16 protein-coding genes are annotated in these 13,900 nt (G+C 71.9%); 9 read left to right on the forward strand and 7 right to left on the reverse strand.

Features of this window, described 5'->3' with window-relative positions:
* Positions 1-512: 512 nt before the first annotated feature.
* Complete coding sequence (locus tag ACFV61_RS29380; RefSeq protein WP_380494869.1) at positions 513-1,082, reverse strand: helix-turn-helix domain-containing protein; 570 nt, start codon at positions 1,080-1,082, stop codon at positions 513-515.
* An 83-nt stretch (positions 1,083-1,165) separates the two neighbouring features.
* On the opposite strand from ACFV61_RS29380, the gene def reads away from it, so the two are divergent.
* From def to ACFV61_RS29395, 3 genes are all read left to right on the forward strand, one after another.
* A complete protein-coding gene (def, locus tag ACFV61_RS29385) occupies positions 1,166-1,771 on the forward strand; it encodes a peptide deformylase (protein ID WP_380494871.1) in 606 nt (201 codons plus the stop codon).
* A gap of 240 nt (positions 1,772-2,011) precedes the next feature.
* Positions 2,012-2,266: a hypothetical protein gene (locus ACFV61_RS29390; protein WP_380494873.1), complete on the forward strand. Its 255-nt coding sequence runs from the start codon at positions 2,012-2,014 to the stop codon at positions 2,264-2,266.
* 28 nt (positions 2,267-2,294) lie between these two features.
* Complete coding sequence (locus ACFV61_RS29395) at positions 2,295-4,745, forward strand: SAM-dependent methyltransferase (RefSeq protein ID WP_380494875.1); 2,451 nt, start codon at positions 2,295-2,297, stop codon at positions 4,743-4,745.
* Between the two features lie 51 nt (positions 4,746-4,796).
* On the opposite strand, the gene ACFV61_RS29400 is transcribed toward ACFV61_RS29395, so the two are convergent.
* Entirely contained in the window at positions 4,797-5,861 is a 1,065-nt protein-coding gene (locus ACFV61_RS29400) for an aldo/keto reductase (protein ID WP_380494877.1), read from the reverse strand.
* 120 nt (positions 5,862-5,981) lie between these two features.
* On the opposite strand from ACFV61_RS29400, the gene ACFV61_RS29405 reads away from it, so the two are divergent.
* Positions 5,982-6,812, forward strand: a complete 831-nt coding sequence (locus tag ACFV61_RS29405; protein ID WP_380494879.1) for a helix-turn-helix transcriptional regulator — start codon at positions 5,982-5,984, stop codon at positions 6,810-6,812.
* A gap of 129 nt (positions 6,813-6,941) precedes the next feature.
* On the opposite strand, the gene ACFV61_RS29410 is transcribed toward ACFV61_RS29405, so the two are convergent.
* Positions 6,942-7,751 (reverse strand): class I SAM-dependent methyltransferase, encoded by an 810-nt coding sequence (locus ACFV61_RS29410; protein WP_380494881.1) that lies wholly within the window; start codon positions 7,749-7,751, stop codon positions 6,942-6,944.
* Between the two features lie 65 nt (positions 7,752-7,816).
* Between ACFV61_RS29410 and ACFV61_RS29415 the strand changes: the two genes are divergently transcribed.
* Positions 7,817-8,215, forward strand: a complete 399-nt coding sequence (locus ACFV61_RS29415; protein WP_380494883.1) for a hypothetical protein — start codon at positions 7,817-7,819, stop codon at positions 8,213-8,215.
* 234 nt (positions 8,216-8,449) lie between these two features.
* A complete protein-coding gene (locus ACFV61_RS29420) occupies positions 8,450-10,297 on the forward strand; it encodes a HEAT repeat domain-containing protein (protein ID WP_380494885.1) in 1,848 nt (615 codons plus the stop codon).
* A gap of 42 nt (positions 10,298-10,339) precedes the next feature.
* On the opposite strand, the gene ACFV61_RS29425 is transcribed toward ACFV61_RS29420, so the two are convergent.
* Genes ACFV61_RS29425 through ACFV61_RS29435 form a run of 3 tightly spaced genes read right to left on the reverse strand, consistent with a single transcriptional unit; the run spans position 10,340 to position 11,694 of the window.
* Positions 10,340-10,573, reverse strand: a complete 234-nt coding sequence (locus ACFV61_RS29425) for a DUF397 domain-containing protein (protein WP_380345102.1) — start codon at positions 10,571-10,573, stop codon at positions 10,340-10,342.
* Between the two features lie 60 nt (positions 10,574-10,633).
* Entirely contained in the window at positions 10,634-10,819 is a 186-nt protein-coding gene (locus ACFV61_RS29430) for a DUF397 domain-containing protein (RefSeq protein ID WP_380494887.1), read from the reverse strand.
* Between the two features lie 2 nt (positions 10,820-10,821).
* Positions 10,822-11,694: a Scr1 family TA system antitoxin-like transcriptional regulator gene (locus ACFV61_RS29435; protein ID WP_380494889.1), complete on the reverse strand. Its 873-nt coding sequence runs from the start codon at positions 11,692-11,694 to the stop codon at positions 10,822-10,824.
* Positions 11,695-11,824: 130 nt separating this feature from the next.
* Here ACFV61_RS29435 and ACFV61_RS29440 point away from each other — a divergent pair, with 130 nt between their 5' ends.
* Entirely contained in the window at positions 11,825-12,286 is a 462-nt protein-coding gene (locus ACFV61_RS29440) for an ATP-binding protein (RefSeq protein ID WP_380375681.1), read from the forward strand.
* Between the two features lie 211 nt (positions 12,287-12,497).
* On the opposite strand, the gene ACFV61_RS29445 is transcribed toward ACFV61_RS29440, so the two are convergent.
* Complete coding sequence (locus tag ACFV61_RS29445) at positions 12,498-12,785, reverse strand: hypothetical protein (protein ID WP_380494891.1); 288 nt, start codon at positions 12,783-12,785, stop codon at positions 12,498-12,500.
* Between the two features lie 170 nt (positions 12,786-12,955).
* On the opposite strand from ACFV61_RS29445, the gene ACFV61_RS29450 reads away from it, so the two are divergent.
* The gene (locus ACFV61_RS29450; RefSeq protein ID WP_380429453.1) at positions 12,956-13,288 is read left to right on the forward strand and encodes a PadR family transcriptional regulator; all 333 of its coding nucleotides are present in this window, start codon (positions 12,956-12,958) and stop codon (positions 13,286-13,288) included.
* Complete coding sequence (locus ACFV61_RS29455) at positions 13,285-13,695, forward strand: hypothetical protein (RefSeq protein WP_380494893.1); 411 nt, start codon at positions 13,285-13,287, stop codon at positions 13,693-13,695. Before ACFV61_RS29450 ends, ACFV61_RS29455 begins: the two co-directional genes overlap by 4 nt.
* Positions 13,696-13,900: the final 205 nt, after the last annotated feature.

The following is a 13,900-nucleotide window of genomic DNA, read 5'->3' on the forward strand; positions in this document are numbered from 1 at the left end:
GGACACACTCTCGCGCGGCCGGCTCAAACGACGGTGGAACGGGCGGCGGGCCGCCCCCCGGTGTGCGGGTGCGGCCCGCAGGCCCCGGGGTCGGCCCACCCGCGCGGCCCGGGGGGCGGCCCGTGGGGGTGTGCCGCGTGCCCCCGCCCGCCGGGACCCACCCCGGGGGTCGCCCCGGTTGTCTCCACGATCCGGTTGCCCCGGTGGACCCCCCCGGGGGCCAGGCAGGTCGGTGGCGAGGGACTGGCGGGTGCAGAGGGGGCCGTTGACGCGCATCGGGCCAGCTTGCGGGTCGGCGGGCCGGGTGCGCCAGCGGGTTTGTCTCCCTCGCCTGGACACCGCCCGCGTGCCGTCTCTGACGCGGCGCCAAATTGGTCTCGACCATTTGGTCTTGACCATTGCTTGGGTTCGGGAGCGGAGGAGGATCACCGCGAAGCGCCGGGCGGCGGACTCCGGCGCTCCTCCGTGCCCGTCAGCGCTCCTCCGTGCCCGTCAGCGCTCCTCCGTGCTCGTCAGTGCTCGTCCGGGAGGAGCGGGAAGAGGCGGGCCACGGCGGCGACCGGGCGGGCGCCGGCAGGACGGCCGGCCGGGTCGGCCTCGCGGTCGCGGTAGCGGGCCAGCACCTGGCGGACGGCCTCGCCGACGGCGGCCAGTTCGGCGGGGGTCAGGTAGAGGACGGTGCTGAACGCCTCGTCCTGCCGCCAGTCGGCCGGCGCCGTGTCGCGGCGGGCGAGCCAGCGCCGGTAGCTCTCGTCCTCCAGGCCGCGCGCGAGTTCCCCGAACTCGTCTGCTGCGGCGGGCTGGTGGGTCTGGTGTGGCTGCTGCGGGAGCCGCCAGGGGCGGGCGCGGCCGTCGGTGGCGGGGGCCTCCTCGATGAGGCCGTGGCGGGCCAGCTGCCGTAGGTGGAAGGAGCACAGGCCGGAGCTGTACCCGGTGGCGGCGGCGGCCTCGGTGGAGGTGAGGGCGGCCTTCTCGGCGAGGAGACCGAGGATCGCGGTGCGTACGGGGTGCTGGGGGAGGGGGGCGGTGGCGGGCGCGGTGAGGCCTTTGGTTTCCTCGGCGGCTTTGGCATCTTCGGTCACTTTGCAAAGTCTGCTACTTTGCAAAGTCGATGACAAGCCGTCATCCTTGCCGTCGTGTCGACGGTGTCGACGAGGGAGCGCCGATGTCCGAACCGCGTGAACGCCCGACCGTCCTGCGGATCACCGAGGTGGGGGAGGGCATCCTCCGCCGCACCTGCCGCCCGGCGACCGGGGAGGACTACGGCAGCGAGCGGCTGGCCCGTCTCATCGAGGACATGTTCGCCACCATGCAGGTCGCCGACGGCTGCGGGCTCGCGGCCAACCAGGTGGACGTGGACCTGAGCCTCTTCGTCTACGACTGCCGCGACGACCAGGGCGTCCGGCATGTCGGCCACGTGCTCAACCCGGTCGTCGAGCCCCGCGAGCCCGGCCGCCGGCTGATCGAGGACACCGAAGGCTGCCTCTCCGTCCCCGGGGCCGGCACCGAACTCGCCCGCCCGGCCGAGGTGGTGGTGCACGGCTTCGACCAGTACGGCGCCGCCGTCACCATCGAGGGGACCGGCTACTTCGCCCGCTGCCTCCAGCACGAGACCGACCACCTGAACGGGCAGTTGTACATCGACCGGCTGTCCGGCCGGGACCGCAAGCGCGTCCTGCGCCAGACCGCCGACCGCCGGGAGGACGTCTTCGCCCAGCGGGCCCGGCGGGCCCAGCGCGCCGCCCGCGCCGCCCGGGCGTCGGCCCGCTGACCGTGCCTGACCAGGACGTCGGGTGCGGGCCGGTCCGAGGGGGGCGGCGCACCCGGACAGCTGGGGACTGTCGGCATTCGGCGTCGACGTGTCGGGTGAGATGGCCGCGTTCCTCTGCGGCCCCCATCCCGACCGGCCGCAGCCGCACCCGCGGGGCTGTCGGCGCGAACTGGTGTTCAGTAGCATGAACACGCGAACGCCCGTGGCTCCGAAGGGACGAGTGACTGTCGAGTGCCTACCGTGACCGCAAGCAGCCTGGCCTTCGGCTTCGACGTCGTCGACATCGACGTGGACGCCGATCTCGCGCTGGACGCCGACACCGCCGCGGACCGGCCCTTCCGCCAGGTCGGCCGGACGGACTTCGACCTGGCCAGCCCGATCCTGACGGAGCCCGCGCCGCAGATCACCCAGATGGACTTCGAGGTGGATGCCCCGGGCCTGCTGGACCCGCCGCCGCAGGTCGTCCAGTTGGACTTCGCCGTCGACGTCGCCTGACGCAGCTGACACCGACTGACGCCGCCCGATGGACCCGAACCGCCCGTACGGCCGCCCCTTCGACCGCTTCCCGACCCGCCGCGAGCACGAGGACCGCTGGGCGGAGCTGGCCCGGGCCATTGCCGCCGCCCCCGGGCCGCGCCGCCCCGAGCGGGACGGCGAGACGGCCGAACCCGACACGCCCAAGGGTGAGTTGACCGTACTCGGCTCCGGCATCGAGGCGGCCGGGTTCACCCGCGCCGACGAGCGGCTGCTCCGCGAGGCGGACCACGTCCTCCACTGCGTCGCCGACCCGGTGACGGTGGTGCGGATCAAGGCCTGGCGGCCCGACTCCTACGACCTCGGCGTCCTCTACGACGACGCCAAGGACCGCTATCTGACGTACGTGCAGATGTCCGAGGCGATCCTGCACTTCGTCCGGGCCGGGCGGCGGGTGGCGGCGGTCTTCTACGGCCACCCGGGCGTGTTCGTCCTCTCCAGCCACCGCGCCGTCCGGATCGCCCGCCGCGAGGGCCACGCGGCCGTGATGCGTCCGGGGATCAGCGCGCTGGACGTCCTGTGCGCCGACCTCGGCGTGGACCCGAGCAGCCCCGGCATGCAGACCTTCGAGGCCTCGGACCTGCTGATCCGCGGCCGGCGGATCGACCCGGGCCTGCACCTGGTGCTCTGGCAGGTCGGGCTGGTCGGCGAACTCGGCTACCAGCGCACCGGGTTCTTCAACCACCGGCTGCCCGTCCTGGTCGACCGGCTGGAGGAGGTCTACGGCCCGGACCACCCCGTGGTCAACTACATCGGCGCCCGCTACCGGGGCACCGCCCCCGTCACCGACCGGCACACCGTCGCCGGGCTCCGGGACCGGGCCGTGCAGCGGACCGTCACCAGCGCCTCCACCTGGTACCTCCCACCGGCCGTCGCCGCCCCGGCCGACCCGCGGATGCTCGAACGGCTCGGCCTGATCCGACCCGGCCAGACCGTGCGGCCGCCCACCGGCCCGGTCCGGAACATCGACGAGTACGGGCCGCGCGAACTCGCCGCCCTCGACGGCTTCACGGACTTCCACGTCCCCGGCGGCTACCACTGGCAGGAGGACACGCCCGCCGCCCGCTTCGTCCTCGCCCTGGGGGAGGACGGCGCCCTGCGCGAACGCTTCGTCCGGGAGCCCGAGGCGGCGGTGGCGTCTTGGGCGCCGCCGGATCTCGCCGACGCCGAACGCGCCCTGCTGGCCCGCCGCGAGGACGCGGCCATGCAGGCCGCCGCCAAGGGCCGCTACCGGCGGCCGACCCCGGAGGCGGCGCGGCGGCTGCGCACCCTGCTCACCCGCAAGTCCGAGGCGCGCGCGCTGCTCCGGTCGGTGCGCGACGGCGGGCCCGGGGGCGGCGAGCTCGGGGGCGGCGGGCTCGCGGGCGGGGGGAGCAGCATCCGGCGCGACCTGGACACCGTCCTCGCCGAGGCCCTGTACCCGTGGACGGGCCTCTACGGCACGCCGGACGGCAACCTCGACGTCTACGTCCTGGGCCGCGCCACCGACCCGCCCCGGCACCGGATCCACGTCAACGGTCGGCGGATCACCGCCCCGCGCCACGACCACGGCGTGCTGCGCTGGCGGGTCGAGGACGGCAACGACTGCGGCGGCGAACTGCGCACCGAGGTCGGCCGGGACGGGCGGCGCCGGCTGGTCGGCGCGGTGTGGCCCGCCGGGCGGGTGGCGGCGGCGGAGTTCTCGGTGCAACTCGCCGAGTACGCCCTGCCGGACGTGCCGCCGCTCGCCGACCTGGTCGGCGACTACCGGGCGGCGGACGAGGCCGGGCGCGAACTGGTCGTCTCCGTCGGGCCGGGCGAGGACGGCCCGGCGCTGCGGGTCCGCGTCACGGTCGACGGCGTGCCCACGGCGGCCGCCGTCGTGGTCGGCCCGGCGGGCTTCGAGGTGGACGGCGTCGCCGTCCCCTACGCCCAGGCCGTGGCGGCATCGACCGTGCCGCCGTATCTGTACGGCTGCTACCGGGTGCAGCTGCCGGGCGGCCGCGGCGCGGAGCTGAGGGTGGCCGAGGACGGCATCACCCTCGACGAACAGCCTCTCCTCCATGCGGAGTTCACCGGCAAGCGCCTCACCTGGCGCGACGGCCCCGCGCCGCTGCCGTCCGCCGAACTGACCCTGCTGCTGGACCCGATCACCCTGCACCCGATGCTCACCGGCACCGGCACCGGCACCGGCACCGGCACCGGCACCGGCACCGTCCCCGGCCGCGCGCCCGGCGGCCCACGGCTGCTGGTGGTCGGCATGGTGCCGGTCGCCGCCGAACAGGCCGAACGCCTGGCCGCCCGCCCGCAGTTCGGCCTCCCGGCCGGGCCGTGGGCGCACCTGACGGCGCTGGCCGCCGAGGCGAGCCACAGCGGCGGTCTGTTCTGGTGGCACGGCTGGGAGCAGTCCGCCACCGCCCTGCACACGGTGCGGCGCGCACTCTGGGAGTCGGGCCTCTAGCCCCGCGCCTCCAGTCCCGGGCCGGGTGCTGCCCCGGGGCTCGATCGGGTATCAGCGGCGGGTTTCGACCGTCAGGTCGCCGTGGGTCACCGTGCGCATCCTGTCGCTGGCGAGCAGGTCGTGCGGGAAGCCGAGTTCGATCGCGCTGGCCTCGTCGAGGCGGGCCAGTTGGGAGGCCGTGAAGTCGACCTCCAGGGCACCCAGATTGTCCTCCAGCTGCGCGAGAGTGCGGGCGCCGATGAGCGATGCCGTCACATCCGGGTTCTGCAGGGTCCAGGCCAGCCCGACCTGGGCGGTTGTGCGGCCCAGCTCCGCGGCGACCTCCTTCACGACATCAGCGATGTCCAGGTTGTGTTCGGTGAGCCCGCCGTTGGCGATATTGAAATTCTTTCGGGTGCCGTCGTCGACCGCGGTGTTCGTCGTGGTCAGGTCGTCGCGGCTGTACTTGCCGGTGAGCACCCCGCCGGCAAGTGGCGAGTACGGCACCACGCCCAACCCCATCTCGCGTGCCATCGGGATCAGGTCACGTTCCCCGGTACGCTCGATCAGGTTGTATTCGATCTGCAGGGCGACCAGCGGCGACCAGCCGCGCAGGTCGGCGATCGCCTGCATGCGCGACACCTGCCAGGCCGGGGCGTTGGAGATCGCCACGTACAAGACCTTGCCCTGCCGGACCAGATCGTCCATGCCACGCAGGATCTCCTCGACCGGTGTCGTGAAATCCCACACGTGCAGGTAGAGCAGATCGATGTAGTCCGTATTCAGCTGTCGCAGACTGGATTCCACCGACGCGAACAGGCTCTTGCGGTGAGGGCCCCCGGAATTCGGGTCGCCGGGCCGGCGCAGCGTGGTGTATTTCGTTGCCAGCACCAGGCTTTCGCGGTTGTCGCGGGTGAATTCACCCAGCAGGCGCTCGGAGCTGCCATTGGTGTAGGTGTTGGCGGTGTCGACGAAGTTGCCGCCGCGCTCGACGTAGAGGTCGAACAGCTTACGCGCCTCGTCCTGCTCGGCACCCCAGCCCCACTCGGTGCCGAAGGTCGCCGCGCCCAGCGCCAGCGGTGAGACCCGCAGCCCGGAGCGGCCCAGCAGCCGGTAGGTGTCGAGGGTGAGCGACATCGTGTCCTCCTGTGCTTGTCATCCGTTGTCGAGAACAAGTCTGTGACCGCCGCGAGTCGGGGATAAGGGAAAGAAGTTCCTGGGAACACCAGTCCTACCCTGGCTGTTGGATCGAACATGATGACCCGCACCGTGGACACGGCAAAGGAGTTGGCCGCGTTCCTGCGGACCCGGCGCGAGCGCCTCGACCCGAAGGACTTCGGCCTGCCGTCGCGTCAGCAGGCCCGGCGGACCCCGGGGCTGCGTCGTGAAGAGGTCGCCGAACTGGCCGGGGTCAGCATCGACTACATCGCGCGGCTGGAACAGGCCCGGGGACTGCGGCCCTCGGCGAACGTGGTGGAGGCGTTGGCCCGGGCGCTGCGCCTGGCCCCCGACGAACGCACCTACCTCTTCAACCTGGCCCAGCAGCGCCCCCGCAACGCCGACAAGCCCGCCACCACCGCAGCACCCCCGCTGGCCCGGCTGGTCGCCGACCTGTCGCCGCTGCCGGCCGTGCTGATGAACCACCGCTACGACATCCTGGCCTGGAACGGCGAAATGGCGAGGCTGCTGCTGGATTTCGACACCCTGCCGCCGTCGCAACGCAATGCCATGTGGCTGTGCCTGGTACACCCGGAAATACGCGAGTTCTATGTCGACCGCGAGCGCGTCGTGCGGGAGGGAATCGCCCACCTGCGCGCAGCGTGGGCCGCGCACCCGGAGGACCAGGCGTTGACCGACCTCATCACCGAATGCACCACCCGTAACGAGGAATTCGCGCGATTGTGGGCCGAGGGAGACGTGAAGGTCAACGGCCGCGGACACAAGGTGATGCGGCATCCGGACGCAGGTGTGATCGCCGTGAACTTCGAAGTACTCATGCCACTCCAAGATCCGGACCAGCGGTTGATGATCTGCCGTGCCGCGGACGATGAGAGCCGGTCGGCATTGAACCGGTTGTGCTCGCGGTGACGTAGAACCCTCATTCCGGCGTGCCTCGGAGTCCATCGGTGAGATCCGGGCCGAAAGCATGCCGGGTGCCCGGACGGCGCGGTGTCCATGACTGCTACACGTTCGCGGCCAGGACTTTCGAAATAGGCCCTAGCCCCGCGCCTCCGGCCCCGGGCCGGGGGCCAGTCGCCGGACGCGCAGCACGGCGGTCAGCATCGGGAGCGTGAACTCGCCTTGGGCGGTCTCCGGCCGGTCTGCGAGGAACGCGCGGATCCGGCCGAGTCTGGCCTCCCGCTCCTGCTCCGGCATGACGAGCATGCCCGCGCGGGTCGCGAGGGTCGCGACGAGGGAGTCGGCGGTGCGCAGTTGCCCGTGCGGGAACTGCTCCTGCTCCGGCGAGCCGAACCGGGCGGCCGCGCCGGTCTTCGGAAGGTGCATGCCGGTCGTCTCGGCGCGCCAGCCGGCGGGCGTGTCACGCGGGCCGATGGCCTCGCCCCCGCTGACCTGTGCGAGCCCGTCGACCCAGGCGACCTGGTCGTCCATCACGTTCCACAGGCCGGCCAGGACGCCGCCGGGGGCGAGGACCCGGGCGATCTCGGGCCCCGCGACGGCCATGTCGAACCAGTGCATGGCGTTGCCGGCGACCACGGCGTCGACGGAGGCGTCCGGCAGCGGAACCGTCTCCGCGCTCCCTGACAGGGCACGGACCTCCGGCAGCGAACGGCGCAGCTCGGCCAGCATCGCCGGGTCGGGTTCGACTGCGATGACCTCGGCACCCAGCGCGGCCAGCACGCCGGTCAGCTTGCCGGTTCCGGCGCCGAGGTCGAGCACGCGCGGGCCGGGAGCGGGTTCGAGTGCCCAACGCACCGCGTCCTGCGCGTAGTCCGGGCGGTGCTCGGCGTACGCGGCCGCCGCCGCGCCGAACGACGAGGCGTGGAGTGAGCGTTGATCTCGATCCATGCGGTCACGCTAGCAGCGCCGCGCCGCCCGGGCACTCCGTCGGCGGCGATGCGACCCTGGCCGCCATGGGCGCGGACCGCCGCGTGCTGGCCGGTGTCGACCTCGACGGCGCCATCACGCCACTGGTTCCCGCGACCGGCGTCGACGGCCGCCCGGTCCTGCTGATCGCGGCCGCGGACCCGAGCGGCCCGGACATCGTGCCGTCCTGGACCAGCAGTTGGCCGAACCTGGACGGATGGAAGCGGTGGCTCACGGTCGCCGGCGCCGACCACTACACCTTCACCGACCTGGACTACCTGGTCGACGAGAGCGGCGTGCTGCCCATCCCGAACGCTCCCCGGTCGATCGCGATCACCACCAGCTATGTCGGCGCCTTCTTCGAGCGCCAAATCAAGGGAACCTGCGAGCCGTTGCTCAACGGTCCCAGCCGGGACTTCCCCGAGGTGGCCTTCACTCGACCCTGACCGGCACGGACGGCAGAAGGGGCCCCGGCGCCACGGAGGCGGCCCGCCCGCATCAAGGCGCGAGGAACGCCGACTCCCTGCGGAGCTTCGCCCAGCAGTTGAGCGCGCGGACGCGGCAGGCCCGGGCCGTCATCTCGAAGGACGGCGCCGCCGGCTGGAGGCCGTCTTCAGAGGTCGGGTCCCGCCCCCTGTCCCGCCCCCCAGAGGTCAGTGGCGACGGGCAGAATGTTCGTCATGTTCGACGGACTCCACGACATCGACTGGTCGCAGATGCATCACGCCTACGGCACCGCGGAGGAGGTGCCCGGGCTGCTGCACGCGCTCGCCTCCTCCGACGAGGAGGAGCGCAGGAACGCGCTCGACAGGTTCTACGGCGCCGTCCACCATCAGGGCGATGTCTACCAGTGCACGGCCGCAAGCGTGCCGTTCCTCTTCGAGCTGGCCGGCGACGCCGCTGCGCCCGTACGGGCGGCGGTGGTTGAACTGCTGGTCGGCATCGGCAGCGCGGCGCTCGCGTACGGCGCGACCGAGGAGAACAGCTGGGACTTCTCCGGCCACTACAAGGCCGCGGCGCTGATGCGGGAGCAGGCCGAGGCGTTCATCGGGTTCGCCACGGATTCCGACCGGCTGGTGCGGCAGGCGGCGATACCCGCGCTCGGGCTGTTGGTCGACGATGCGGAACGCGCTGCCGCGGGGGGGGGGGGGGGGGGGCCCGCCCCCCCCCCCGGGGGGGGGCGCGGGGGGGGGGGCGGGGGGGGGGTGGGGGGGGGGGGGGCCCGCCGCCCCCCGCCAGAGCGCGACAGCGCCTCGCGGTGCTTTCGATCCACCGTCCCCGCACCGCCGGTGGCGGGGTGGCGGGCCCCGCCCCCCCCCCCCCCCCCGGGGGTGGTCGAACGGTTGCTGCTGGTCGAGGCGATGGCCGAGCTGGCTCTGCCCCGGCCGGACATGCTGGCGTCCGCATCGGCCTGGCTCACCTCCCTCGCCGACGACACCGCGCTCGATCCGACCACCCGGCTGGCGGCCCTGGTCCAGCACGCCCGGTGCACACCGGACTTCCACGCCCAGGAGGCGACCCGCACCGCGATCGCCCTGCTGCGTGAACAGACGGCCCCGACCGGCGACTGGTGGCTCACCCCCACCCCGGCGACACCGGCACCCACGATCGAGCCGGGCAGCGCACCGGTCGAGGTCATCGCCGCGTTCGAGGACCTCGACCGGCACGCAACGGTCCACTCACCGGTCACCGGGCTGCTGCGCACCTTCCACGAGGTTCTGGGCGCGCGGGTGTCCGAGCGCACGATGCTGCTGGCGGAACAGCTGCGCAGCGCCGATCCCGGTACCCGGCTGGACGCCCTGCGGATGGGTTCGGAGATCATCAGGTCCCGGAGCGGTGGCCACAGCCCGCTCGTCGCGCTGATCGGCGCCCAACTCGCGGACCCGTACCTTGAGGTCGTCGCCGAGGCCGCCTCCGCCCTCGGCGCCTGCCATCCGGTCCCCGAGCCGGCCCGCCCGGTGCTGGCCGCCTTCGTCGCCGCCCAGCACGCGCAGTACGGACCACAGGCGTGGGCCTCCCCGCAGCGCCATCTGCGCCGGGCCCATCAGGAGGCCGTCCTCGCGTTGGCACGTCTCGGTGACGAGCGGGCGCTGCCGAGTCTGCTGGTGGCGCTGGACGGCGGGGTCGACGCCTGGCGGGCGGTCCAGGCTGCGAAGTGGCTTCCGGGTGCGGCAGGGCAGTTGGTGCCCGGGCTGGTCGAGCGGCTGCTCGGCTTCGACCTGGACCAGCAGTGGATCGAAACGGAGGTGAACTCGACGCTGCAGGCGCTGGGGCACCTCGGGGGCACGGCAGCGCTCGGGGCGGTCGAGGAGGTACTCGATCGGGCAGTGCGGGCGGAGAAGTGGGGGATCGTCTGCTCGGCACTGGCGGCGTTGCGGCAGTTCGGCCCGGCGGCGGCACCCGCACTGCCGGTGATCCGTGAGCTGGCCGCACTCGGCGCGGCCGTGAACTCCAATGTGGCGCCCGCCGCGGTCGCCGCGCTCCGGGCGATTGAGGGCGACGCACAGGAGGGTACTGCCACGCCCTAGGTCTGGCCTGGTCCTGCTCCTGGTCCTGGCAGTCTCGGGCCGTCAGGCGGCCGTCGGGGCGAAGTCGACGAAGGCCTGCCAGGCGGCGGGGGAGAAGGTGAGTTGGGGGCCGTCCTTGTCCTTGGAGTCACGGACGTGGACGGCGGCGGTCGTCTCGGCGACCTCGACGCATTCAGCACCCTCGTTGGTGCTGTAGCTGCTCTTGCGCCACGCGATCTCGACGCATTGGGCGCCTTCGTTGGTGCTGTGGCTGCTCTTGAACCAGACGAGTTCCATGCCTTCTGACGGTACGCCAACGGCCCACCGCTGCCTAGCGGTGGGCCGTTGGGGGACTGCTCAGACCTCAGCGGTCGCGGCGAACGCCACGAACGCCTGCCACGTGGCCGGCTCGAACGCCAGCTGCGGGCCGCTCTTGTCCTTGGAGTCACGCACGTGGACGACGCCGGGGGTCTCGGCGACCTCCACGCACGCAGCACCCTCGTTGCTGCTGTAACTGCTCTTGAACCACGCCAGCTCGGCCATGCTCACCGCTCTCCCAGGATCATCTCGATCAAGGCCAAGGACTCCCTCATGCTGAGCGCCTGCCCCCTGAGGGTGCCGTACCGTGCAGTCATCTTACGGACTTCCTCCGGGTCCGTGATCAGCCTGTTGACGTGCTGGACTTCTACGTACGCGATCTGGGCCCGCCCCGTCGGCGTGAGGAGGATGAAGGAGCCTCCCATGCCGGCGTTCTCCGTCCTGTCCAGCGGCATCACCTGAAGCTCCAGGCCGCGGATCTCGGCCACCTTGAGCAGGTGGCGAAGCTGCGCCTGGTGAACGTCCCAACCCCCCAACGGGCGGCGCAGGGCACTCTCGTCGATCACCCAGCTCATGACCGGCAACGGCCATCGGCTCAGGATCTCCTGCCGCGCCAACCGCGCGGACACCCAGTCGTCGATCTGCTCGACGGAGAGCCACGGCCTACGCATGTCGTACAGCGCTCGCGCATGGGCCTCGGTCTGAAGCAGGCCAGGGATGTGGAGACTGCTGTACTCGTGGATCTCGATGGCCCGCCACTCCTCGTACGTGAAGGCCTTGGAGAATGCCGGGTGCCGTGTGGTGATCCGGATCTTCGCCTTCATCACGTCGTCGGCGATGATCCTCAACGCGCCGCCCGCGTTGAGGACTTCCTCCGCCTTCGTCAGGATCTCGATTCTCGGCGTCCGCTTGCCGCGCTCGACCGCTCCCAGCTGGTCCTCGCTGTACCCGAGTTTTTCGGCCAGCTCGCGCTGGGTCAGCCCGGCCCGCTCCCGGAAGAGCCTGATCAACTTGCCCACCGCCGCATAGAACTCCGCGACCCCGTCGGAGTTCTCCGCCGTCTCGCCGTCATCGAAGACCGTGCGCTCGACGCCACCCACGACAATCACCCACCCTTTCGACCGATTGATCTGGGCCGGCCGACAGGCCAACCCTCCGCATCCGCACAGGCACTCTCAGTGCTCGCCGAATCCGTGGTCAGCGTACGTCCGGGGCGCCACGATTTTTTCCATGACGACCGACATCCCGCTCGACAGCCCCCGCCGTCACACCGTCACCCTCGCCGCCACCCCCAAGGGCGCCGCCATCGGCCGGCGCATCGCCAGGCGTCAACTGACTACCTGGGGGCTGAACTTGTCCCACACCGAGCCGTACTATTCGGCTCTCCTGATCGTCGCGGAGCTCGCCGCTAACGCGACCACCCATGGCCGCGTTCCGGGGCGCGGCTTCGAGCTTCACCTCTGTCTCACCACCACCGTGCGCCGGGGCACAACCTTGCGCATCGAGATCTCGGACTGCCGGGGCGACCGCTTCCCGGCTCTGCCTGCCGTCCTCGCCCCCAACTCCCAGTCCGGGCGCGGCCTCACCCTCATCGACGCCCTCGCCGACCGCTGGGGCAGCATCCCCCGCCACCCCAACGCCAAGACCGTCTGGGCCGAACTCGACCTCCCCGCCGCCCTCGATGCGTCCTGACGTGACCCCGGGCGCCGCGACCGCCTACACCCTCCTCCCGTTCGCCCTCCTCCTCGCACTCCTCGCCTGGGTCTACCCCCTCACCGCCCAGCACCCGCCCGTCCACCACCCCCACCCGAGTCCGACCTCAACCCCAGTAACAACCCCCGTTCGCTGACTACGGCATGGGAAGTCGGCCCCACCGACTTCCCGCGCCGAACCCGTCCCGGACTCACCTCCCCGGCAGCCGCCCCTGGCACGAATACACCGGGGGAGTGCCGTCCGTGAGGACGGGTTCCGCGTAGCACTCGACGCGCAGGTCGCCGCGCAGGTCTTCGAGTTCGTAGAGCGCCTCCTCCAGGAGGCCGTCGGCCCAGGCCTCGATCGACATCGTCGTCAGCGCGTGGTTCGAGACCTGGGAGAGCGGTCCGCGATCCATCGGCTCCCACTCCGGCGTGGTGTCCGAACGGAACATCAGTCGCCACCAGTACGGCTGCCAGTACGGCTTCTTCCGCTGCAACGAGACCAGCTCCCGGTGTCCTTGAGGCGAGGCGGTCGTGCCCCGACATCCGTGAAATGACGGGTTCCGGAGCCGAACGGTTGCTCTGGCATCCGCCCGTGCCAGATACATGGGCCCATAGACGGTATATGCCTATGAACGGTATATGTATCCGCATGACATTACGCTCCATGCAGGAGCCCACGTTGCTTCTGCTCACCGCACTGGCCGACGCGCCTCGGCACGGCTACGCCCTGATCCAAGAGGTTGCCGCGCTCTCGGACGGTCGGGTCAAAATGCGCACCAGCACGCTCTACAGCGCGTTGGACCGCCTGCTCCAGCAGGGGCTGATCGAGGTCGAGCGCGACGAGGTGATCGACGGCCGCGCCCGCCGGACGTACGCACTCGCCGACGCAGGGCGGGACACCCTCGCCGCCGAGGCCGACCGGCTGCGCGCGGTAGTGGCCGAGGCCGACCGGCGCCTGCGCACCACCCGTTCGACGGCCAGGGGGGCCCTCGCGTGAACACCGCCACCACCGCCACCACCGGCACCGCCTTGCGAGGACTGCGACTGGCCCTGCGGGCCTACCCCGCCGCCTACCGGGCCGAGCGCGGCGAGGAGATCACCGCGGTCCACGCCGACTCCACCGCCGGCGCCGGCCGACTGGCCGTCATCCGCGAGACCGTCGGCGTCGCCGCGTACGGCCTGCGGGTGCGCACCGGCATCACCGCGAGCAGCACCGCCGGACGCCTGCTCGCCACCACCGCCCCGCTGGCCGCCGCCATGGCGCTCGGTCAGCAGCTGACCGCCCTCGTGTTCCTCCCGGAGAAGTGGCGGCAGGCCACGGCCAACCACTCCTACGCGTTGCAGCACCCCGGAACCGCTTTCGTCGACTGGCACTCCCCGCTGATCGCCCAGACCGTCACCTGATTTCTCCCAGGAGGCTCCGGCCTTCAGGCCGGGGAGGAATGGGTCCTCGGCCCGGAGCCGTGAAGCGGCGGAGTTCTCTGCGCATCTGTTCTGACCTGTGCTTTCTGCTGTTGATGCTCCTATGGGTTGTCAAGCGGTGGTGAGCCATTCGCGGTAGGCGTTGGCGAGGTCGTCGTCTCGGCGGGTGCCGCGTTCGAGGGTGGAG

The sequence above is a fragment of the Kitasatospora sp. NPDC059817 genome, from assembly GCF_042731835.1.
GTDB lineage: Bacteria > Actinomycetota > Actinomycetes > Streptomycetales > Streptomycetaceae > Kitasatospora.